The organism is Symplocastrum torsivum, from assembly GCF_059505465.1.
This window is the reverse complement of sequence record NZ_JCACKQ010000002.1, coordinates 78,252-101,198: the sequence shown is the minus strand read 5'-3', so window position 1 is coordinate 101,198 and position 22,947 is coordinate 78,252. Positions and strand designations below refer to the sequence as shown.

Sequence of the window (22,947 nt, the reverse complement as noted above, 5' to 3'; positions counted from 1 at the left end):
TTTTGTCTAAACTCCTAGTATGGTCTGTCATCTAGACAGCACCGAGAGAAAGTTTAGTCAATTCTGACCCGGAAGCGAACAAATCCGACATTGTTTGGAGGAGTATTTGGAATAGAAGGTACAAATTGAACGAGTACCGAGCCGTTTGGGTTATTGGTATCAGGACAAGGAGCCGTTACAGGGGTCAGCGGAGAAGAAAATGTTCCTTGGTCAGTATCTGGTGCATTGGTTTGTGGAACTTGTGTCCCCCCTTGATTTAATAAAATCCCACTACTTGACCCAAAACTTTCAGGGATAAATGTTGTCCCAAGGGGAATCGCGTCACAAAGCCTAACGTTTTGACTCTCCTCGGTGCCATCTGAGATGAAGTAGATGGTGTACTCAACTTCGTCTCCGCTTTCTAGAGGGGTTTGTGGGTCTAATTCTCTTAGTCCCACTGGCTGTAGTGTTGTTGGCCAAATCCCTGGATTGTCATTTACATCCGCTGGATCATCAACAACGTTGTTGAAGGGGGTTGTATTCACGCTCGTTATCCGCTTCACTAAACGCAGACGCGGTGATACTTCTCCAACCGGATCAATCGGACCAATCGGGATAATGTCCGGACCACCTGTCACTGGGGCTTCGGTCAATAGGGGAGGCAGGATAACTTGGTCACTGGCTACCGCACCTTGGTTTTCAATTTGGGTTACGCCTGGGGGATTATTAATGCTGACCTGGAACTGAACTGTAGCCGTGTCATCAGGAGCGATTTCTCCTGGGTACGCACCAACGCTGTTAACAAGTGCGCCATCACCAGAAAACGGCATGGTATCGCCAGGAGCATCATCTACGGGTGTGCCATTCAGTGTTGTTGTACCTGGAATATATGTTGTTCCCTCCGGGATTTGGTCGGTAAAGCTTGTCCCTGTAGAGGCGACAGAACTGACGTTAGAAATGGTTACTGTGTAGGTAATTGCTTCTCCAGGGTCTGCGGCTTCATTGTTATTAGCATCGTCGAGTGTTCCCTCTTTACTCGCCGTCAAGACATCCGTGACAGTCGTTGCGTCTTCTGCTATATCGTTGCTTGGGTTATTATCGGCTGATGTCGAAACGGTTGCAGTATTGATGTACTCACCAGGCGTAGAAGTCACATTAACGTTGATCACAACTGAACGGCTCTCACCGACCTGGATTGCTGGGTTGTCTGTCTCAGGAGAATAGACACAAGTCACCGTTCCCGGTGGGTTTTCCGAGCAGTTCCAGCCATCACCACTAAATGATTCAAAGCTGAAGCCGGGAGGGAGAGTGTCTGTAACCGTAGTGGGACCATAGGTTTGATTATTACCGACGTTCCTCACGGTCAAAGTGTATTCACCAGTTTCCCCAGCGACAAAATTACCAGCGTGACTTTTGGTAATCTCCAAGTCAGGCTCTGGAGCCTCCGTGACCGTTGTAATTCTGAGGTTCCGGATTTCATGAATGTTCGTTGCATCTCCAGTTGAACTCGCAAAACCAAACTTGAACGAGCTGGGCAAAGGAGCTTGACCGCGTGCTGGATCGTTCAAGTTGATTGGGTCAAGAACTTGTTGGAAGTTGTTTCCCGTCCCTGTAAAGTCTAGCTCGACTGATATCCTATTATCCTCAGTCAGCGTAATCCTGACCCTTCGTTGTGCTACCTCGCGATTGAGCGCATCAGGAACGTCAATGCCCTGAGGTAGAACATCGGAATTTTCGAGATAGCAATATCCAGTATTTCCATTACCCGAACCCCTGAGAGTTACAGAATCAAGGACTCTAGTGTCTCCTGTTCCAAAGGGAGACGGATTCTGACAGCCTGCACCACGTCCCTCGCCATCATTGGCAAAGTTGCCATACTCATCTAGTCCGACACCAACATACCCATTGGTCAAACCAGGAGGATTGCCTCCTCCAGTTCGTTGAGCGTAGCCAAGCGAACCACCAAAAGCACCAGGCTGAGGATTAGTGGTTTCGCCACTGAATAAGAAAAAGGTGACTCCATCTGCTGTACTGGGAGGATTGCCAATTTCGGTACCACCGTATGAGAAGTAGTCGAAGGTAATTACTAAACCGGAGCCTGAAGGAATAGTGAAGTCGTAGAAAGCAAAGGCTGATTGCCCGAAGTTATTTGTCGTGATTCTCAGCGCTCCTTCTCCCTGTACATCCGGTTGTGCAGGATTACAGGCTCCAATTGAACCATCCGGAGTAAATGCGTCTCCTGCTGTTAAACAAGGAGGGGGTGTGTTTGGGTTAGCTACATCAACTGACCAACCAAAGGTAGTGTTGTCATCAAATTCCTCTTCAACCAGAGTTGTTTGAGCGGCGACTGGGGAACCACTGATCGCTAGTAGCAGAAGCACTGTGCTAGTCAGCCAGCCAAGGCGCTGGGAAGAATTGAGATGAGTAAAGAGTTGCCAAGGTTTTCTCACAGCTTGCTTATCTAAGATTGGAAACATGGATGCTAAAGAAATTGAATGACTAGAAGAATGCACACCCAAGCAAGTCTGTAGCTTAGATTGATGGGAAGGTTTGACCATTACCTAGTGCCTCCCCTGGATTCTGGTTGCAGGTCTGTTTCTTGCTCTTCAAAGATGATTTCTAATCCTCTGGTGTCTTGGAAGATGAACTCGGCTCTGCGATCGCGTGCGTAATCCAAAATCTCAGCCCCAGTTGTGCGACGCTGTGTTTCCCCAAAGGAGCGAATCGTCATCCGTTCTGGTGCAATTCCTTGGCTTAAGAGGTAATTTCGCGCAGCTAATGCCCTGCGGTTCCCCAATTCTTGGTTGTAGGCGTTAGTGGCACGGGGGTCAGTGTGACCCTCGATCTCAAGGGTGAGGAAGGGATAGGTACGCAGTACGTCGGCAATTTGGTCAAGAACAGCCGCGCTGGCAGAGCTAATCGTCGCTTGGTCGAGCGCAAAGTGGATAATTCTTGGCACCCGAAGTGTTATGGGTGTTGGGGGTTCTTCTGGCGTTTGGGCTTGCGGGGGGGCAGGAGGTGCGGGTCGAGTTGTGCATTGGGGTGTCACTGGGGTTGGTGCGTCTGAATTGGGGGTGACGGTAGCTGTTGGAGATTGGACTAAGGCATTGAGCGCAGGTTCAGAGGTACCGTATTGGGGATGAGTTGCGATCGCACTTACTATATCCCCAGGTTGTAAATTATTGAGACTAGCGCGAAACTCCCCTGTGGCATCGGTCGTAGCTGTTGCGATCGGCTCACTTAATGGCCCATGGCTAATCTCCGTATTTTCACTGACTCGATAGAGTTCAATGCTTGAACCTGGGTCAGCCTTACCCAAAAGTTCGACCTGAGAGTTTAGGACATAGAACTGTGAACTGAGAAACTGGGGGGCATTAATTGCCGAGTTTCCGGTTTCCTTGCGTCGATTGGGTGAATTGCGTAGAGGATTGGGGCCATCCCCACGTTGAAAATGAATCGGCTCAACGTTCTGCTGCGTGTTGAGGTCAATGCTTAGCCCTTCCAGTCCAGCAAAGCGATTCGCCTCAATCACGTTGCCATCACTCTTGGGATAAGCCGTAATTACAACACCTGGTCCCGATTGATTGCGAATTTGGTTGCCAGTGACTTGGTGATTATCTCCCATCAAGTAAACAGCCGCCCTACGCAGGCGTCTACCGTTGAATGTGATTTGGTTATCCCGAATTTGGGTTGACCCTTCAGGTTTAAACAAATACACTCCACTGCCATCGTTGCCACAAATCAAATTCCCGGTAATCTGTGAGTCAGTGATGACTCCTTCTAGGCGAATCGCATCAGGCATCCCAGCAATGCCATTGCCAACGATGATGTTTTCAGTCACTAGCAGATTGTTTGCTTGAACCGAGGTAATAATGCCACTGCCTTCGTGGTTACTGATGCGATTGCGTCGGATTGTCGTCCCATCGGCGTTAAAGACTGACACACCAAACGCCGATGGCTGCTCTGGCATTGATTCATCTGGGGGAATACCCAACCAGTTTTCCTCAATCACAACATTCTTAGGGGGAATCTCATCTGAGGAGAATGGAGGAGTATTATTTGAGGGTTGCTGTCGTGAGATGTTTGGTGGCGGGGAAGGGTGAGCGATGAAAATATCGGCAGGTGGTGTGCTTAGTGTTGCTCCACGCAGTTCTTTGAAACCATACACACTTAAACCCCGAACTGTAATGCGATCGCCAACAATCGTTAAACCCCGTAAAATCTCCTGCTCAGGTGCTGGCGTAATGGCGACTACAGGTATCGGAATCGCAATTTCAGCAGTGGCTGAGCGGGTGGCATCATAGCCAGGTTGTGTGGTGCCATCAACGACTAATCCCGGTCTTTCCAGGTCAGGTAACATTTCCTGGAGGCGGATGGTCGTTTGTTCAGGCGGTAAATTAAACTCAATCCGTGAGGGTGTATTGGCTTGTGAGGGTGCAATCTGGGCTCTTTCAGCTTCGCTTAGTTGCTCAATACTTAGCTGACCATTGACAATCTCAATTGCCTCTCGTAAAGTTAATGCCTCATCTGGTTGAATCGCTCCATCCTGATTACTGTTGACAACGACAACCTGATTAGTCGCTTGAGCCGTAGCTTTTGTAGGAAAGGCGAAGAGGCTAAGGAGGAAAAAGACGATAAGAGGACTTCTATATGTGTGCAAAAGGTCTACTCTCGTTTGTCTACTCTTGAGAGCATCCCCAGTCTCTAGTTTTGTACCTGTGTGATTCATTGAAAGTTTAAACGGCTTGCGTTCCACCAGTAACGATTCGCTGAAGAAAAAAAAGAGGAGGTGAGGGAAAAATTGCAGGAACCATCCCTTGAGGCTATTCCCCTCTCTTTTACTGACTCTCTCTTTCACTCCCTTGACCGAGGCTTGTAGGATTGACGGCACTAGGCGTGGCGGGGGATTCACTAGCAACAGGTTCCACACGCGATTCCTGCTCTTGAGGTGGTGTTACTCTTTGCCGCCCAAACCCACCAAAGAGTTCATTAACCTTAAAGGTCAAACCGAAGTAGGGCCCACCTTCGGAACGATAGCCACTAAAATCTCGGTCATCGACACTACCAAAGCTATAGCCAACGGCGAGGCGTAAATCTGGCGTTAGGTAATAGCCAGTTTCCACTGCCACCCCAAATTCGTTGTACGTGGGTGAGGACTGTCCAATCCAGCGTCCCTCAACCGCTAAATCCATCCGATACCCTAAGCGGTACGATGCCCGTAGCTGGGAGAGGAAAACGCTGGAAGAATTCTCGAAATTATCGGCTAAATCGGTCGTACTAATCCGCATTGCTCCTTTGCCGTAAAATTCCCAGCGCCAATTGGGGGCATAGATAGCTTCAGCGGCAAATAGGTGTTCGGTGGAGTCAGTACCACTGTCAATTAACAACGCTTCAGGAATTGTTGAGGGATTTCTCCGATACTCGTAGCGCAAGAGAGCATTCCAGCGATCGCTATTTGGGTTACGGTATGCTAGCCCCAAGCGGAGTGTTGCCGTATCTCCCAGTCCCTCTAATAGCTGGTTGGCAAAGTTTGCTTGCTCATAACGTCCAAGAATCGTTAAAGCTGGGGTCAGTTTACCTGCTGCGGCGAGGGAGAAAACGGTGTTGTTGTTACCCGAACCAGTACGATGCTCAAAGTTAGCCGAGGCTTGGAAGCCGGGGTTATCGCTGTATTCAATCCCAACTCTATAGACATCACCACCGAGAAGTGCTAAAGAGGCAGCCGTTTGACCAACGGCATAAGGTTGAGCAAAGCGTTCTCCTGCGGCTGTGGAGATATTAGTATTGCTGAACGTGTGTTCGTAACCCAGGTTTACCCTCAATCCAGGGGAGACAACCCAACGATGATTTAACCCGACAGCCCCTTGACCCGTAACGCCATTAAAACCGCTAATAATCGAGTATCGACCCGTAATATCGGTGTTTTCGCCTAAGCGGTGTTCCAGGATGGTGTCAAGGCTGGTGAGTGAGTCACTACCGAGCAATCCGCCATCAAAGAACTGATGTGCTAGTCGTACCGTAACGCCGGGATAGACACCCCAATCCAGTCCAAACGTTGTGCGATCGGGGTAAAGGGGGTCGCTATCCCCAATGTTGAGTTCGTTCTGGGCACGGAAGGTAAGAGATTCAGTTAAGGGAAGACCAAGGTAGGAAACGATTTGGCTGGCATCACTATCAAAAACATCGTCGATCCGGTCGTCACGGGAGCGATTGACATAATCAACACCGAGAGTAGCTTCCCCAATTTCTTGTTGGATACCAGCACGGATGGTTGTTAGAGAGTTGTTGACAGGTTCACCAGGTGCGGCTTCAACACCGGGGTTAAATAGGTCAAAGAAGTCGGTGCGGACTTCTGGGGCAATGCCAAAGTTTTCTTCGTAGTCATACCCAGCCTGAAAGCTGGTGGTAGAACCGAGTTGATAGGACAGCGCCGCCCCATATCTTGTTTGTCCGGGTGTAAAGCTCGTCGTTGCATTATTGACAAAGCCTTCTTCCACGGAGCGATAATACGCTCGACCTGTCAGACTTGGGATAATATTCGCCAACAGTTCAAAGCGATACGCTGAACCCGTGACATTGCCCAGGAAGAGGGAGTTGTTACTAGAGTGAGCATATTCACCAATCAGCCGACTATTGGTACCCAACGACACCAAGAAATCAGCTCCATATAGCTCAAAATCGCGATCGCCCTGATCTTCTCGTAAGTAAGTCGCAGCAAGCCAGCTTTCGGAGTCGAAGTCTTGAGAGAAGTTGTACTGCAACCGTCCTGCATAGAGATTCGTATCATCTCCACCAGCGTTGTCATATTGGTAAGTGACAACAACCCGCTGCACTAGCAAGGTTGCTCCCTCAGTTACGCCACCTGTATCGGCATCAAAGAAAACGGTTTCTGTTGCCAGAACCGGACGCCTGAACAAAATGGTGCCTCGGTCATAATCAATTTCGTAATCGGTACCGCGATAGAGCGGTTTGCGCTCAATTACGGTTCCAGGACGATTGATTTCTTCCTTTTCAAGAAAAATCGTTTCACTACCTTCTATGAGCAACCGTCTGGAGAGGAAGTAATAGCCACTGGTGCCGTTGGGAGCAATGGTGTCTCGCTGGAACCCGTCAATATCTGGGCTGTAGAGGGCAGTGATTTGCAGATTGCCTAGGTTGTAATTCCCTTTGAAGCCGTGCAGTTGCCTAGTTGTTGCGGTAAATAGCTGGGAATTCCTAGTAAATTCTTGGGTGTTGTAGTCTCCCCACATCACATAGTCCGGTTCTGCGCCAAACACAGGAGACGTGCGCTCGAAGCGGAGGTACACGCTATCGGTGGAGGGAGTCAGGTAATCAACTGTGGAGCTATCACCATAAACCGGATATTGTTGCTCACAAAATTGTGGCCCCCGGAATAAACGGGTGATGCCATCACAAGTTTCATTGAGAGGGCGATCGCTATTATAGGCACCTGTAAACAACCATTCCCCAATCCGACCTGTCGCAAAAACAGCCCCATCTAAATCAACCTCAGTTCCCTCATCAATTAGGTCTGGGTTCAAGAAATCGCGTCGGCTTCCCCAAAAGTCAGTTCCAGAAGCACCAATCCGTAAGTTAACAACGCCAGAAACCAGTGAGGGTCGGAGATTAGTAACAAACTCGATCTGGGTATAAGCCTCAAAGGGTGATGTGATCGGGATTAGAGATTGGCGAACTTCCTCTCTTTCCTGCTTCAAATCTTCCACAGCCGCTCGTATCCGGACTTTCTGAGCTTCCAAACCTGATTGCAACTGGGCAGTAAATAAGCCTTCTCTTGCCGTAACCTGGAATCCCAGTTGGTCTTTATCCTCATCAGCACCAACAAACTCACCAGCACTTGCCGTCAGGGTAACAACAGTGTCCTTAGTGATTAGTTGACCATTCTCATCTGTAATTCGCCCTTGCAAACTGATAGTCGAGCGACCATCAGCAGGTACACGGGGGTCGCCAACTGGAGCAACTTCGATTTGAACGGTTTTCTCTTCAACCGTTAACTGAACGCTACTAGGTGTCCCGTCCCCTGCTTGAACCGTCAGTGTATTTTCTCCCTCTTCCAAGGGGATGTTGTACCAAACTTGGGTAATGATGTTTTGAACCTCATCCCGCTCCTGCTGGGTGATTATCGAGGGGTCGATGGGGTCTTCGTTGACGTTGACTTGGATTTGGGCATCTGCGTTGTACTGAACAACTAGATTCGTCGAGCGTGATGAGGTGACTCCTTGTTGGGGTGTGAGGATGCGTACCTCATTAGGAGCTAAAGTCGCTGCTGGCTCAGCTAGTGGAGCGTCGTTCTGAGATACTGTTTCGGCTGGAGTATCTGGCAATCCCTCAGCACTATCAGGACTTGGGTTAGCCACCACTGGTTGCGGTTCCGTCGAGTCTGCCTCTTCTAGCTTTGGAACCGTATCAAGAGGAGGTGGAGTTTCTGGGATTTGCGCCGAATCGGTAGACAATCCTGCTTCCTCTACGCCTTGACTCTTGGGCACAGTTAAGGGGATGGTACTCTCCTTTGTTTCCTCAGTTCCATCTACGTCAGGCGTTACAGTCGAGAGATTAGATTCTAGGTGCTGTTCACTAACCAAGAAGCTAGAAAAACCTCTCTCCCCATTTCCCCATCTCCCCATCTCCCCATCTGCAACGTTTAGGGATTCCTCGTTACTCAATTCTGGGTTTAATAATTCCGGCAGTTCATCAGCTTTAGCGGTTGGGAGAATTCCTACCATCCCTAACACAGTTGTCAGTAAACCAAGCGTGACGGAGGAAAGCCACTTCTCCTTTGTCCTGCTAGCCACGACTAATAGTCGATAACTAGTAATGCCTTTCACCTTATTTTGAGAATTGTTCACTGCTCCTCCTGACCATAGGCTGGCGTCACAGCAAAATTCATTCGAGCCATTCCTCCTGGTTCGAGTCGCACCAAGCGCGATTGACTATTGCCTTCAATGAAGTAGAGGTTGGGAGCTAGACTGTATCCGGGTAGGCTGCTCAAATCCAGCGTTCCGGTGCGATGACCAGAGATAACGTTCGCTAAGGAGAACAATCCGTTCGGGTCGGTGGTGATGCGATTGCCATCATCCATGTAGATCACAGCATTGGGGACTCCAGGCTCTCCTGGCTGCTGTTGTCCGTCAAAGTTTTTATCAACAAAGACTCGTCCTACTAACGTGCCGCAGTCGGAGAGGATGCCTTGTTCAATCCGCAGCTGATAGCTGGCGATGTTACTTCGACTCTCCTGTGCAACATTTCTGCCGTCGCCTCGGATAGCATCCGGTGTCACGACGGCGGCATAGACTATGTTCAACGTCTGTTCAGGGGACAGACTCGGATAGGTAAAGGTTACTGTCCGGTTTGATGTTACAGCCGGAGGTAAGTTGACTGGTGTAGTGCCAAACTCGGTGGTGAGAGAGCCTTGCAGTGACTCTGGCAAAAACTGCAATCCCAGTGGCAATGTGTCTGTAATGGAGATGTTGGTCGCTGGACCTACTCCGGTATTTTTCAGGGCGAGGCGGTAAACCACCGTGTCACCAGGTTCAGCCGCCGCACGGTCTGCGGTTTTGATTAATTCTAGAATTGCTTGACCAGCGGTTACGGTAGTTTCGTTGGAATTAACAGTTGGGACATTATCACCTGATGCTGAAGCTGTATTTTTGATTTCAGCCGCCGCAATCGGCAATGCACCATTCACGAAGAAAGCAGGCAGTAGGACAGTGAGGAGCAGTCTGTAGCTCCCCAACCGCTGAGTTGGGAATTTCATCAGAAGGTAGACACCTTGGCAATCTGGGTTCTAGATACTTATGAAAAAGCTTGTAGCTTAGCTCTGTTGTTATGGCACTGATAAACTTTTTCCGTAGATTCCCTGATGCGGAAACTGAGATATTAGCATACCCACTTAAATCACAGAAATAAACTATCTGTGTAAAAAAAAATAAGGAATCTAACTGCTTATATAAGAAAAGACAATGCTGTAACCTAAATCCTTGACGGTAGCAAAAGGCTATGCGACAATCATTGCTTTTTTTAGAAATCCCGATCTTACTGATTAAGGAAAATTAAGTAATTCTGCTATGTACACAAGCCTTGGATGAAAATCTTTTGCTCAAAATAGAACAGTAAGACAGAACCTCAACAATCAATTGAAGCGACAAAATGTGGGTTCTAAAATGATTCCATCATCAGTGCAAAGGCTATTAACTATGCCACAGTTTGACTCTCTGGAGGAAGCTCTCAAACATTTCTTTGGTTATGATACCTTCCGTCTAGGGCAGCGACAGATTGTTGAAGAAGCAATTGCCCAACGGGACTTGCTGATTATTATGCCCACAGGTGGAGGGAAGTCTCTATGTTTTCAACTACCAGCATTACTAAAACCTGGCTTAACGGTAGTGGTATCACCGCTCATTGCTCTGATGCAAGACCAAGTGGCGGCGTTGCAAGATAATGGCATTGGTGCAACGTTTCTTAATAGTAGTCTGAACTGGGAAGCGGTGCGATCGCGTGAAGCAGACATACTCAACGGCAAGATTAAGTTACTCTATGTTGCGCCAGAACGTCTACTAGGAGAGAAATTTCTGCCATTTCTCGATAAAGTGCGATCGCAAATTGGGATTTCCGCTTTTGCCATTGATGAAGCGCACTGTGTATCCGAGTGGGGACACGACTTTCGCCCAGAATATCGGCAGATGAAGCAACTGCGCCAACGTTACCCAGATATTCCTCTTCTCGCCCTCACCGCCACCGCCACCGGGCGCGTGCGTCATGACATCATCCAACAACTGGCGCTTAAGCAACCTGGAATTCACATTGCTAGCTTCAATCGCCCGAACCTTTACTATGAAGTACAACCCAAAGAGCGACAAAGCTACAACCAACTCTTAAAGAAAATCCGCTCTCATAAAGGTTCAGGCATTATCTACTGCCTCAGCCGTCGCAAAGTCGATGAAATTGCCTTCCGACTACAGCAAGATGGCATTCCTACTCTGTCCTACCATGCAGGAATGACTGATGAGGCGAGACTAGCCAACCAAACTAGCTTCATCCGGGATGATGTTCAGGTAATGGTAGCGACGGTTGCCTTTGGTATGGGTATCAATAAACTCGATGTACGCTTCGTCATCCACTACGACTTACCCCGCAACCTGGAGAGTTATTATCAGGAATCAGGACGAGCGGGGCGTGATGGAGAACCAGCCGACTGCACCCTATTCTTCGGTGCTGGCGATATCCGCACGATTGACTATCTCATCGATCAAAAACCCGATCCGAAAGAGCAACGAGTCGCCCGTCAACAACTGCGTCAGGTACTTGACTATGCAGAAGGAACAGACTGTCGCCGCACGATTCAGCTACGCTACTTTGGCGAACGGTTTCCAGGGAATTGCGGTAACTGTGATAATTGTCGTTCTCCTAAACCTGTAGAAGACTGGACAATTGAGGCGCAAAAATTTCTTTCCTGTGTGGCGCGTTGTCGGGAACGGTTTGGGATGACTCATATTATTGATGTGCTGCGGGGTTCTAGGAAGCAGAAGATCGAGCAGAATGGGCATCACTTGCTGTCTACCTATGGGATTGGCAAGGATAGAAGTGTAGAAGCGTGGAAAATGCTAGGGCGATCGCTTTTACATCAAGGCTTAGTAGACGAAACAACTGATGGATACCGAATCCTGAAGCTCAACAAACTCAGTTGGGAAATCCTGCGAAGCCAGCGTTTGGTTTATATTGCGGTGACTGAGACACCCGTAGCGAAGGCATTAGCTGATATTAACCCCAGAGGTGCTGAAGTAGAAATTCTTTTTGAACGACTGCGAAAGCTGCGTAAACAGCTAGCTGATGCCCAATCAGTTCCGCCTTACGTCGTCTTTGCAGATTCCAGCCTCAAGCTGATGGCACAGCAGCAGCCCCAAACCTTGGAGGATTTTGCAGAAATTTCTGGTGTCGGTACACACAAACTCACTCAATACGGTGACAAATTTCTCTCAGAAATTCGCGCCTTTTGCCAGGAACAGAAACCACCAGTCCCCCTCCCTTCCAGTACTCATATGGTGACGCTGCAATTCCACCAACAGGGTTTGAGCATTGAAGAAATTGCTCAACAACGTGGCTATAGCGCTAGTACGATCATCAACCATCTCGGTGAACTACTTGAGATGAAGCAGCCAGTCGATTTAAACCGACTGGTATCCCCAGAATTGCAACAGCCGATCATCCAAGCTATTCAAACTGTCGGTGCTGAGTCGCTCAAAAGCCTTCGCGAACACTTGGGAGAAAGTTATAGTTACGAAGATATTCGGTTGGTACGTGCTTGGTGGCGGCGGGAAAACTAGATGACACGACAGCCTCATCAGTAATTCCGAGATAAGCCGTCATGAGGATTAAAATTAAAACTGTAGTTCCAAGTAAGTCTACTCTGTGTGAAATGGATTTGAACGTTTTCTCCAGAGGGTGCTAGAAATTTTATTAAGTTTATGAACCAAATTAAGAGAAAAATCTTAGTAATCGAAGACGAAGCAGATATCAGAGAGAACCTGGAAGAACTGCTCTCAGAAGAGTATGAAGTTCTTGTTGCTTCTGGTGGGAGACTAGGAATAGAAATAGCTTTGAAAGAAAAACCCGATCTTGTCATTTGTGATGTCACAATGGCAGGCGTAACGGGTTATAACGTGATAACCGCTATACGTGCTAACCAAAATACAGCAAAGACTCCTTTTATTTTTCTGAGTGCAAAAGTATCTAAAGAAGATATGCGGTTAGGAATGGAATTAGGCGCAGATGATTATCTGACTAAACCATATAACCGAAAGGAATTATTTAATGCGATCGCAGCTCGTTTCAGACGGTTTGATTCATAATAGGTTCTCGCTTATGAAAGAGTAACTGGCATTAGGAAGTCAGCAAAGCGATCGCTACGATTTAATTCTCAAAATTGAATTTTCAACAAGTGCGATCGCTCTTTAAGTTACTATCTCCTAGCCAATTTATAAGAATACACGGCAGCTATTTTTTGTTGTAGTAAGTAACAGTTGCCTTCAGTTCTTCCTGCTTCCCATCTTCACCCTGATCGAAAAGTGCTAGTTTTTTACTCTGTGAATTGTTGAAGTAGAGTCGGCAGATAGTTTTATTCTTATTGTCATCAAGCAAAATACCACAATAAGAGAGGACATCTCTGTAAAAGATGCGATTTGGGTCAATGCTCTCTCGGAGAATAGACTTGACGATGTAGAACCCCTCAAGCTCCTCCTCTGTAGTAACAATCTGTTTAGAAGACTCTGAATTGGTTACATTGCTGTCATTGTCAGAATCTACTTGTTCTACTGTACTGACAGAGCTAGAGTTAACAGAACTACTATTTCCAACTACTGAAGCATCCAACAGGCTTTTTATCTGTTCTCTGACAAACTGCTTAAGTGCTTTTTGTGTAAAAGTAGCAAACTGCTGCCTTATCCCACCTCTAAAACTTTTGTCTGGGCAAAGCTTACGGAAGAAATACTCAGCAAATTCTTCATCAGTAGACGTTATCTGCTGTGTAAGTAGATTCAATATACCACCAACAAACTTGAGTTCATTCGCTGATGTCACCATTCCGTCAATGTCAAAAGCTGATTTAGTTAACTTCTTAAGCTCCTCAACTAACGACTCTTGGAAATTGAGCATATCAAGTTCCAGAAATGGTGTTTTATCCATAATATGGTTCTTTTCTAAATCAGCATAGAACCGATAGATAATCCCATTAGTAGCAATAGCAATTCCAATGCTCTAATAAAAGGCTCAACTAGAGCCGTTCTAACAGCAGCTTCAGTCTTAATATGCTCTAGCAATCCAGTGGTTTTTGCAGCTAAAGCTCTAACTTCATCAATAAAGTCCATAGTGGTTCGCCTTGTTGTTTATGTCCGCTCAACAGAGAAGTAGTCCCCTCTCATTCTTTTGATAACCTATCTCAACAAGAAATCGCACCCCACCAATTACAATCTCAAAGCTGAGATCGCTTTCCTGTGCAACTTCAACAGGCGATCGCATCTTCTCGCTTAGACTAGTGGTTTCATGTATCGCTCAGTCTGCCAAATCCTCTAGTGTGAAATGCAGAAGATCGCACAATGCTTTCATCTGTGTTGGAGTTAGCTTTGGGATATGTCTGCCAGCTTCCCAATTTTGCACAGTCGTCACAGTCACGTCCAATTCATTAGCAATTTGCCGCTGCGTTACATTCAGCGATTCTCGTCGTTGTTTGAGCTTTTCTCCCAAACTAGCCATTCTTGTCTTATCCCCAAATTAGCTTAACCAACTTGACTTAATTAAGCTATTAGCCTAATATAAAGTCATGGTTTTACCAGGTCAGAAAGCCAGTGCATCCCGGCTACCAACCTTTTAGCACTGGCTCTGGCTCCAATTGCAATGGAGACAAGTTAATTATGCCTTACAAAGAACGCCTTCACCCTTGGGTACTTGTTCGCTTGCTGCCCAACCTACAACAAATCACTGTAGCTCAATACCGCTCTCGTTCTGATGCAGACGGTCATTTACGGGTCATTCGTCGCCTAATGCCTAATGCTAAATTTGAGGTGATGTTCAACCCTGAATTATCAGCCAAACATCAGGCTTAGCGCACCTAGCCCTATCAAGGTGTTAGGTCGTAGGTGGTAGGTGGTAGGTTTTAGGAGAAAAGCAATGGCGCTGTCGCAAAGATCAGGGTTTTGAAGAGATTTGGAAGAGCAAGGCATACCTGTAAACCCCTACCACCTAACATCTAAAACCTGTCACCTTAGTTAATCGTGCCACTAAGCGGAGAACTGGCGCTGGCATAGGTTTTTACCGGAATGCGACCTGCCAAATAAGCAAGGCGTCCTGCTTCCGTTGCCATACCCATTGCCCTACCCATCGCGACTGGGTTTTGAGCCAATGCGATCGCACTATTAATTAATAAAGCATCTGCACCCAACTCCATTGAATACGCCGCCTCGCTGGGCGCACCAATTCCAGCATCCACCACCACGGGTACACCGGCTTCTTCAATAATGATTTGGATGTTTGCCGCATTCTTTATCCCTTGTCCCGAACCAATCGGTGAACCTAGAGGCATCACTGTGACACACCCAACCTCTTCCAGGCGCTTAGCTAATAAGGGGTCAGCATTAATATAAGGCAACACAGCAAACCCTTCTTTCACCAATTGCTCTGCCGCTTGTAGGGTGCCAATGGGGTCGGGTAACAAATACTTGGCATCAGGAATCACTTCCAACTTGACAAAGTTATTGTCCTCTTGCCCTAATAACTTCGCCATTTCGCGACCCAACCGCGCTACCCGCACCGCTTCCTCTGCAGTTTTACAGCCTGCGGTATTGGGTAGCATCCACACTTTTGTCCAATCCAGCGCCTCTGCTAACCCTTCATGTCCTGGTGCTTTGGTTTGTACCCGACGTACTGCCACCGTCACAATCTCGCTACCGCTTGCGGCAATACTTTGCTGCATCTGTTCAAGGCTGCCATACTTGCCTGTACCCGTCATCAAGCGAGAGCGAAAGGTACGACCAGCAATCGTTAACTGGTCAGTTGGGTAGTGTTCAGTAAGAGTTGCCGCTTGAGAAGCAACCAGTGAGGAGGAATTAGGGTTTGGCACCGGAGTTAGGTTAGAGTGGCTCGAAAAAATCATCGGACTAGTCTTAGCTGGGGCAGATTTAGTGTAAAACCTGTCGTAGCGAAAATGAGCAAGGATTGGGTCAGACTTTTGCTCACTAATCAAGTCTGCCAGTAACAGGGCAGTCACTGGTGCCAGGAGAATGCCATTGCGGTAGTGACCTGTTGCCAGAGTAAGGTTCTCTAAGGAACTACTGCCAAGGATAGGTAATTCATCGGGTGTTGCAGGTCGAAATCCCCACCAACATTCCTGAATTTGCCAATCCTGCAATTTTGGATAAAGTCGAATCGCTTCCCCTAGGAGGGTGTGAATCCCAGCTGGGGTGTTGTGAGGTATCCAACCAACATCTTCATTCGTTGCGCCGATTAGGATTCGCCCATCTCGTCGCGGTACTAGATAAATGTCAGAACCATAGAGTACTCGTTGTAGGGGTAAAGGCTGATTATTGCCTTCAGGTGCTTGTAAAGACAACATCTGACCTTTTTTTGGGCGTACTGGCACGGGCAATAATTCATTTGACCAAGCCCCTGTTGCTAGGACATAATGATCGGCTTGCAATTCCCCTGCTGAGGTTCTGACACCACGAACTTGCCGATTGTGTTGCTCAAATGCCTCGACTTCAACCCCTTCTCGGATATCGACACCCAATTCCTGCACCGCAAGCCGTAACGCTTTCGCCATTGCCCGGTTATCGACTTGAGCATCTTCGGGATACCACCAACCGCCAACGACTTCTGCACCTAATCCGGGCTGATACAAATTAATTGAATCTCTATCTAGCCAGTCGGCAACGTCTATGCGATCGCGAAGCGCTGCTGCGTAGCGCAGATCGCCTCTTGCCTCTTGTCGCTTACCTCTTACCTCATACACTGGAGCCAAAATCCCGCAAGGCCAATAACCTGTTGCAACACCTGTCAGTTGCTCAAGTTTACGAATCCATTCAGGATACAAAGAGCGTGACCACAGGCATAAGTCCAACATTGGGCCTTCGGACAGTTCTTCTGCCTGAGGTGCCAGCATCCCCGCAGCAGCTAGAGTAGAGGCTTGCTTGAAGTCGCGGCTAACGACAGTTACGGTTGCGCCGCGTAACTTCAGTTCGAGTGCGATCGCCAAACCAATAACGCCACCACCGATGATGAGAATGTCACTTGCTGCGTTCATTTGAAAAAAATTAGACGTGCTTGCTCACACGTCCGTATCCTTGTTAGTTACTATCTCAAACCTAGAAACTAACAACTCAAGAGGCATAGTTTACCACAGGGCACGAATGGGTTCACTGGGATTGGTTTGCCCTGTACCAGTTCCTGCCGTTCCCTCTGGGTCAATTGTTGGGACAGTTGTCTGGGCAGGAGCTTGGACAGTTCTTTGGTTGTTTTGCGCTTGCGCTGTTGTCGTTGGCTGATTAGCTGGTTGTACTCGCGTTGGCTGGTTCGCTGGTTGTACTCGTGTGCGGGTTGCAGGTTGTCCAGCAGTCGGAGCATCTTGAACCGTTTCTAGCTGATTTGAACTGCGACTCTGACCGATGAAGGGAAAGCGCCAGCCAATCGCTGCTCCCACCAGAGCGGCAACTCCAACTACTGTAAGAATTATTCCAAGAAATTTGCTCATACTCTAGTTAAGGCCAAGAATTTCGCGTTCGTTACTTTCAAAAATTACTCAGAACTAATCTACAAGCATTTTTAGCTTTTGTTCTGGTAATGAATGCTAATTAAGTGTTTGCCTCGCAATTTTAACTCAAGCTTACTCAATTATTGTCCCTAAGACTCTGGTAATTTCGCTCTTTCTAATGAAAGAAATATTTCTTATCTTCCAGAGCTATAAGGCTTTCAGGATAGATACCAATGGTGTCAGGGTAAGTACTTCTGCACAACCTGCCAACCTGTAAGTGAAACCCAAGTAAACCCTACAAGCAGTACTATATTTGTCCCGACATGAACAGCACGCGCCCAAGGCTGACTCGGACTAATTTGGGTGGAACTAGCGGCTGAAAGTAATACTAAAACGACAACAGAGCAGCCAGCAATCAAGTGTCCAGAGTGCCCCAAACTACCAAAATGCCCAAGGGTACCGACAATACCGATCGCAAGAAGAAGCAAAACTAGAGCTACCATCACCCAACCCGTGGTGTAATGGGCTGTACGCAGCCAATTGGGTTGTGGATGCTCATTGTTTCGTCTAGAGAAGAGGTTAATTCCAGTAACAGCCAGAATCAAGTAAGCCAAGAGCGATAAGCCCATTGACCAGGCGGCTATCTTCCATAGCCAGATAAAAGAAGGCAGATTCACTCTTTAATTTCCAAAAATACTAGAGACTCTTACCTCCCATCATAAAAACAAGAGGCTGCCAAAACGTGACAACCTCAACCAGACTCTTTATGTAAAGAAAGGATGAAAATGAGCTAGCCAAGGGTAGCCAAGGTTAAAGATTCTGTGGTCAATCGAATTTTGCTGCTAACTGTTCCTATGCTAGGTTTAGTGACATTAGCCTCGGCTGCTGACTTTGGGAGTGACTCAGCCTTTGAAGCAGAATTCCCACTATCCTCCACACATAAGCGATCGCACGGTATAGTATCTGAGAGAATTGCACTTGCCATCATGCCTGTATGAATTTCCAACAGCGCTTGGGCCATGGCTTCAAACACTAAGCGTTGCCCTGGAAAAACCACACGCTCAAAATACCAGTTGGGAATATTCGAGATTCGGGCAATTTGAATATGACTAGTCGCATTCACATAGCAGCATAAGAGGTGATTTTGGTTATCTGGTGGTACGGGATCAAGAATTTGAGCCATGATTGCCTATGTGCTTACTCTAAAACTTGTTATTACATCATTCAAGTTAGCACCTGCGATCCCCACTGGCTGTAAACGCGACTACCAATCAGTTTTTCTACCCAGTCACGTCTAGAACATTAGACTGGGAAAATACTTGATTTTGCCGCTTATTTGTGTTTTTAACCAAAACTTAGCAATTTTAAGTAAAAATACTCAGGTTTTCTCGCGTTTGCTAGCTTAGCAAGCGCCTGACTTAATTTCTGAAGATATTTACTTCCTCAAGAAAAATACCACACAGTTGAGAGAAGTCGTTAATCTTGTTAAAGTTAAGTTATATGAATAAGGCTTTCAGAATTCGTGTCAGTAACTTCACGGTTGAGGCTGGGGCTTTATAGAGGCGACCCTAATCCACCAGCGGATAAGTGTTGGCTTAGTCTATCTAAGCCTTCCGAGGCATGTCGGATAAAGCAATATGAGGTAAAACTTCCCTAAATTTTTAATTCTGAGTAAGCAATTGATCTAAGAAAGAACAGCTTCCACCTGAAATTAACAATGCAACAAAAAATCCTCTATGTACGCCTTCCCTGTAATCCAATCTTTCCGATTGGCGTTGTCTATCTAGCCGATCATGTTCACAAACTGTTTCCAGAGGTTGAGCAGCGCATCTTTGACTTGGGAACTGTGCCTCCTCTAGATTTTGCGTCTGCCCTGGATGCCTGTGTGGACGAGTTTCAACCCACCCTACTGGTATTTTCCTGGCGCGACATCCAAATCTATGCCCCAGTCGGCGGTAGAGGAGGTAATCCCCTGCAAAATGCTTTCGAGTTCTTCTATGCCTGGAATCCCTTCTTAAAGTTCCGAGGGGCTTTTGGGCTGCTGCGTCTAGCCATTTCCTACTATGCAGAACTTTGGCGTAATCGGGGGTTGATTGCAAGAGGGCTTAAACGCGCTCAAAACTATAACTCAGAGGTTCGTGCTGTTGTCGGTGGTGGTGCAGTGAGTGTTTTCTATGAGCAGCTAGGGAAAGAGTTGCCAGCCGGAACGATTATTTCTGTTGGCGAAGGGGAAACACTTCTTGAAAAAATTCTCAGGGGTCAAGAGTTTCGGGATGAGCGCTGTTACGTGGTAGGTGAAACAAAGCCACGCGATCGCATGATACACGAATGGCCCACTCCCATTGAAAAAAGCGCCTGCAACTACGACTACATCCCAAGCATCTGGCCTGAGTTTCAATACTACCTGCAAGACCAAGACTTCTATATAGGTGTGCAAACCAAGCGCGGTTGTCCACACAATTGCTGTTACTGCATCTATACAGTTGTAGAAGGCAAGCAAGTTCGGATTAACCCCGCTGATGAAGTCGTGGCGGAAATGCGCCAACTCTATGATCGGGGAATTCGGAACTTCTGGTTCACCGATGCTCAGTTCATCCCAGCGCGGAAGTTCATCGACGATGCCATTGAGCTGTTGCAGAAAATTCTCGACTCTGGCATGACTGACATCCATTGGGCAGCTTACATCCGTGCCGACAATCTCACGCCGGAATTATGCGACCTTATGGTGAAAACCGGGATGAATTACTTTGAAATTGGCATCACCAGTGGCTCTCAGGAACTAGTGCGGAAGATGCGGATGGGTTACAACCTGCGTACAGTGTTAGAAAACTGTCGTGACCTAAAAGCGGCTGGCTTTAATGACCTGGTTTCGGTCAACTACTCCTTTAATGTAATAGACGAGCGACCGGAAACAATTCGTCAGACGATTGCTTATCACCGGGAGTTAGAACGAATCTTTGGTGCAGATAAAGTCGAACCCGCGATTTTCTTCATCGGTTTGCAACCGCACACTCACTTAGAAGAGTATGCCTTTGAGAACAATATCCTCAATCGGAACTATGACCCGATGAACCTGAAGCCTTGGACGGTGAAGAAACTGATGTGGAATCCAGAACCGTTGGGTTCCTTCTTCGGTGAAGTTTGCTTACAAGCTTGGCGCCAAAACCCGAATGACTTTGGACGTGAAGTCATGAAAATTCTTGAAGAAAGACTGGGTTGTGCTGAATTGGAAGAAGCACTCGTTGCTCCCGTCGAACCCAAGAAGAAACAACTCGTCACAGCGGGTTAATACAATAGGCAACTTCTTGTGGTTACCGATACAATTTTTGAGAAAGCAACGTCCTTTAACACTCTTTACTTAGCGTCTTCGCAGTTCATTTAATAAAACTCTCGCCATGCTGGAAGGTTCGATTTTACAAAAACTAGAAGCAGCCCATCGAGGAGGTAAACGACCTCTAAACTTTGGTGTATATTTCAAGAACACTTTGGTTGCTCTGTGCCATGCCTTAGAAGACTTCATCCTGGAGTCGGATAGTCCGCCGATTGTGATTACAGCTTTCCAGCGGGGTAAGTGGTATCTGCAAGAAGCGGAACGTTATGGAGACTTAGCCGATAAGTCAGCTCAGATAGCAATTATGGCTGCCCCTGATGCTGGTTTTGCGGAACATCCAACTAGCCAAAAGTCAAATGTTGCTCTTGTAAGTCTGGAACCAACAGACCCAGTAGCGCAAGAGTGGCACCTGATGATTCTCTCTGAGACCTACACAGCAATGGTGTTATGTCAAGAGTTGTCAGCATCGGATTATGGTGAAAAAGGGCTGCCGGAAAATGACCCAGAGCGCAAGTTCTACGGTTTTTGGACATTTGAGCCGGACTTGGTACGGGAGACAGTGGAACTTGCGATCGCTCATATTGGGGAGTACGACCCACAGTTACAACAAACCCTAAAAACACAAGTCGAGAAGATTACGGCTACCTTTGGGACTAGGTCGCGAGATGACATCAGCGTTGTCGTGTCGCGTGTGGTGGATTATCTCCAACACAGTCATGAAGATTTATCTCACCTTGAAGAAACCGCACTGCTTGGCTCACCGATTCAAGAACAAGCTTTGGATGACAACCTGCTTTCTAATGAGATGCAGGCATTCTTACGCATGGCGCAGCTAATCGACCAAGCCGATGCAACCAACCCAATGGCGGCAGCCGAGGTGGCAGCAATCTCAGAGGCAATGGGGCAGTTGTTGGATTTACCCGCTTGGCAGCTCAAGCGTCTGCGTCTTGCGGGTTTGCTGCACGGGTTGGGTTCTTCGTTGGTGACGGCGGTTCATTCTCAGGAAGAAGCTCCCTGTTGCCCTCTAATGCCGGGGGTGCAGGCACTACGAGCAATGCCACAGCTACGTGCGATCGCCCAAATCCTGACTCACCAAACCGAGAAGTGGAATGGCACTGGTATCCCGGCAGCGATAGCTTATGATGCCATTCCTTTAGAGTCAAGAATTTTAGGGTTAGTGACAGATTTTCAGTGGCGTGTCAGGCAGGTACAGACGTTGCAGGAAGAGGAGGATAAGCCAACCCTGAGCCGGGAAGAAGCGATGTCCAGAGCTTTGGCTGAATGTCAGGCACTCTCCGGTGAGGCATTTGACCCTAAATTGGTAGAAACCCTCACTTTGTTAGTGATGGGGATGCAACAAGGTATGAGCTTCCAGACGCATCAACCAAAGATTGCAGCAGGGATGTGGTTGCTAGGCTCTCACCCTGTGGAAGAAGAATTGTTAGGTGTTTCTAGCATAAAAGCATAGGCAACAAGAAATGGTGATGGAGATAGATGCAATTCGGGCAGGAAAACTCAAGCAACTGCCAGGAGCCGATTTAGAAGACGAAGACCTTTCTGGTAGCCAACTAGAACGGATTAATCTTGCGGGTGCGACATTGATAGGAACAAATTTTTCAGGTTCCAACCTCAATGGCGCACGGCTAGATGGTGCGAACCTCGTTGGTGCCAAACTAGTGTCAGCGGACTTACGCGCAAATTTCCTGGGAGCCAACTTGATGCAAGCTGACTTAACCGGGGCTGATTTGCGAGGTAGCAACCTCCGAGGCGCTAATTTAATGGGGGCAAAGCTTACTCGCTCGTCTTTTACAGGGGCGTTTTTGAGTGGCGCAAATTTGATGGGTGTTGACTTGCAGGGCGTTGACCTACGAGGGGCAGATTTGCGAGGGGCGAATCTGAATGGTGCTAATCTCAAAGGCGCAGATTTATCGCAAGCGGATTTACAAGGCGCTAGCTTGAGCGAAGTTAATTTTGAGGAGGCAGACTTACGTGGGGCAAACCTGTCCGGTGCAAATTTAACAAGAGCAAGTCTCCTCTGTGCGGAGTTAGAGGGTGTGAATCTGGATGGAGCCAATTTAACTGGAGTTTGTCTAGTTGGCACATCTCTATCAGCCGTAATTCCACCACCGCAGCTTGTTAAAATCCCCTTACAAATTGCTGAGTTTGAGCATACTTCGACAAAAGAAATACCAGAATAAACTGGGCATCGCACATTAAGTTGTTGCACAATCACGGGATGATTTTGTGGTAGGGGCGTATGGTATACGCCTCTTAGACCTGTTGGTTAAAACTGAAATTTTAAAGGGCGTAAGGCTTGTGCCCCTACAAGGTTTATTTAAGTGTCAGGCTCGTCTTAAGACGTTCCGCCGGAAGATCTCTACAAATA

The 22,947-nt window shown here is 47.5% G+C and carries 17 protein-coding genes and 1 pseudogene; 6 read left to right on the top strand and 12 right to left on the bottom strand.

Going from position 1 to position 22,947, the window contains the following annotated elements; genetic code table 11:
- Positions 1-53: 53 nt before the first annotated feature.
- The 4 genes from AC5JL3_RS01060 to AC5JL3_RS01045 all read right to left on the bottom strand — a co-directional run bounded on the left by AC5JL3_RS01060 (position 54) and on the right by AC5JL3_RS01045 (position 9,751).
- Entirely contained in the window at positions 54-2,456 is a 2,403-nt protein-coding gene (locus AC5JL3_RS01060) for a hypothetical protein (protein WP_496072720.1), read from the bottom strand.
- A gap of 80 nt (positions 2,457-2,536) precedes the next feature.
- Positions 2,537-4,891, bottom strand: a complete 2,355-nt coding sequence (locus AC5JL3_RS01055; RefSeq protein ID WP_496072719.1) for an OmpA family protein — start codon at positions 4,889-4,891, stop codon at positions 2,537-2,539.
- Entirely contained in the window at positions 4,818-8,843 is a 4,026-nt protein-coding gene (locus AC5JL3_RS01050; protein WP_496072718.1) for a TonB-dependent receptor, read from the bottom strand. The genes AC5JL3_RS01055 and AC5JL3_RS01050 overlap by 74 nt, the downstream gene beginning before the upstream one ends.
- Complete coding sequence (locus AC5JL3_RS01045; protein WP_496072717.1) at positions 8,840-9,751, bottom strand: hypothetical protein; 912 nt, start codon at positions 9,749-9,751, stop codon at positions 8,840-8,842. The genes AC5JL3_RS01050 and AC5JL3_RS01045 overlap by 4 nt, the downstream gene beginning before the upstream one ends.
- A 439-nt stretch (positions 9,752-10,190) precedes the next feature.
- Here AC5JL3_RS01045 and recQ point away from each other — a divergent pair, with 439 nt between their 5' ends.
- Together recQ and AC5JL3_RS01035 are read left to right on the top strand one after the other, a co-directional pair.
- Positions 10,191-12,317, top strand: coding sequence for a DNA helicase RecQ (recQ, locus tag AC5JL3_RS01040; RefSeq protein WP_496072716.1), 2,127 nt, complete (start codon positions 10,191-10,193; stop codon positions 12,315-12,317).
- Positions 12,318-12,458: 141 nt separating this feature from the next.
- Positions 12,459-12,842: a response regulator transcription factor gene (locus tag AC5JL3_RS01035; protein ID WP_496072715.1), complete on the top strand. Its 384-nt coding sequence runs from the start codon at positions 12,459-12,461 to the stop codon at positions 12,840-12,842.
- 145 nt (positions 12,843-12,987) lie between these two features.
- Here AC5JL3_RS01035 and AC5JL3_RS01030 read toward each other — a convergent pair whose 3' ends face one another.
- The 3 genes from AC5JL3_RS01030 to AC5JL3_RS01020 all read right to left on the bottom strand — a co-directional run bounded on the left by AC5JL3_RS01030 (position 12,988) and on the right by AC5JL3_RS01020 (position 14,241).
- Positions 12,988-13,674, bottom strand: coding sequence for a hypothetical protein (locus AC5JL3_RS01030; RefSeq protein ID WP_496072714.1), 687 nt, complete (start codon positions 13,672-13,674; stop codon positions 12,988-12,990).
- Between the two features lie 14 nt (positions 13,675-13,688).
- The gene (locus tag AC5JL3_RS01025) at positions 13,689-13,856 is read right to left on the bottom strand and encodes a hypothetical protein (RefSeq protein WP_496072713.1); all 168 of its coding nucleotides are present in this window, start codon (positions 13,854-13,856) and stop codon (positions 13,689-13,691) included.
- Between the two features lie 184 nt (positions 13,857-14,040).
- Entirely contained in the window at positions 14,041-14,241 is a 201-nt protein-coding gene (locus tag AC5JL3_RS01020) for a helix-turn-helix transcriptional regulator (RefSeq protein ID WP_192219419.1), read from the bottom strand.
- A 158-nt stretch (positions 14,242-14,399) separates the two neighbouring features.
- Here AC5JL3_RS01020 and AC5JL3_RS01015 point away from each other — a divergent pair, with 158 nt between their 5' ends.
- Positions 14,400-14,591, top strand: a complete 192-nt coding sequence (locus AC5JL3_RS01015) for a hypothetical protein (RefSeq protein ID WP_496072712.1) — start codon at positions 14,400-14,402, stop codon at positions 14,589-14,591.
- A 158-nt stretch (positions 14,592-14,749) separates the two neighbouring features.
- Here AC5JL3_RS01015 and AC5JL3_RS01010 read toward each other — a convergent pair whose 3' ends face one another.
- The 5 genes and pseudogenes from AC5JL3_RS01010 to AC5JL3_RS00990 form a co-directional block, all read right to left on the bottom strand.
- Positions 14,750-15,580 carry a thiazole synthase gene (locus AC5JL3_RS01010; protein ID WP_496072742.1) on the bottom strand — a complete coding sequence of 277 codons (831 nt, stop codon included), beginning with the start codon at positions 15,578-15,580 and terminating at the stop codon, positions 14,750-14,752.
- 144 nt (positions 15,581-15,724) lie between these two features.
- Positions 15,725-16,783, bottom strand: a pseudogene (gene thiO / locus AC5JL3_RS01005) (glycine oxidase ThiO); the annotation flags it as partial.
- A 90-nt stretch (positions 16,784-16,873) separates the two neighbouring features.
- Complete coding sequence (locus AC5JL3_RS01000; RefSeq protein ID WP_496072711.1) at positions 16,874-17,230, bottom strand: hypothetical protein; 357 nt, start codon at positions 17,228-17,230, stop codon at positions 16,874-16,876.
- A gap of 239 nt (positions 17,231-17,469) precedes the next feature.
- A complete protein-coding gene (locus tag AC5JL3_RS00995; protein ID WP_496072710.1) occupies positions 17,470-17,907 on the bottom strand; it encodes a DUF4079 domain-containing protein in 438 nt (145 codons plus the stop codon).
- Between the two features lie 113 nt (positions 17,908-18,020).
- Complete coding sequence (locus AC5JL3_RS00990) at positions 18,021-18,413, bottom strand: DUF1830 domain-containing protein (protein ID WP_496072709.1); 393 nt, start codon at positions 18,411-18,413, stop codon at positions 18,021-18,023.
- 534 nt (positions 18,414-18,947) lie between these two features.
- On the opposite strand from AC5JL3_RS00990, the gene AC5JL3_RS00985 reads away from it, so the two are divergent.
- The 3 genes from AC5JL3_RS00985 (at position 18,948) to AC5JL3_RS00975 (ending at position 22,759) form a co-directional block, all read left to right on the top strand.
- A complete protein-coding gene (locus AC5JL3_RS00985) occupies positions 18,948-20,519 on the top strand; it encodes a photosystem II high light acclimation radical SAM protein (RefSeq protein WP_496072708.1) in 1,572 nt (523 codons plus the stop codon).
- 106 nt (positions 20,520-20,625) lie between these two features.
- Positions 20,626-22,029, top strand: coding sequence for a DICT sensory domain-containing protein (locus tag AC5JL3_RS00980; protein ID WP_496072707.1), 1,404 nt, complete (start codon positions 20,626-20,628; stop codon positions 22,027-22,029).
- Positions 22,030-22,039: 10 nt separating this feature from the next.
- Positions 22,040-22,759: a pentapeptide repeat-containing protein gene (locus AC5JL3_RS00975; RefSeq protein WP_496072706.1), complete on the top strand. Its 720-nt coding sequence runs from the start codon at positions 22,040-22,042 to the stop codon at positions 22,757-22,759.
- Positions 22,760-22,947 lie beyond the last annotated feature (188 nt).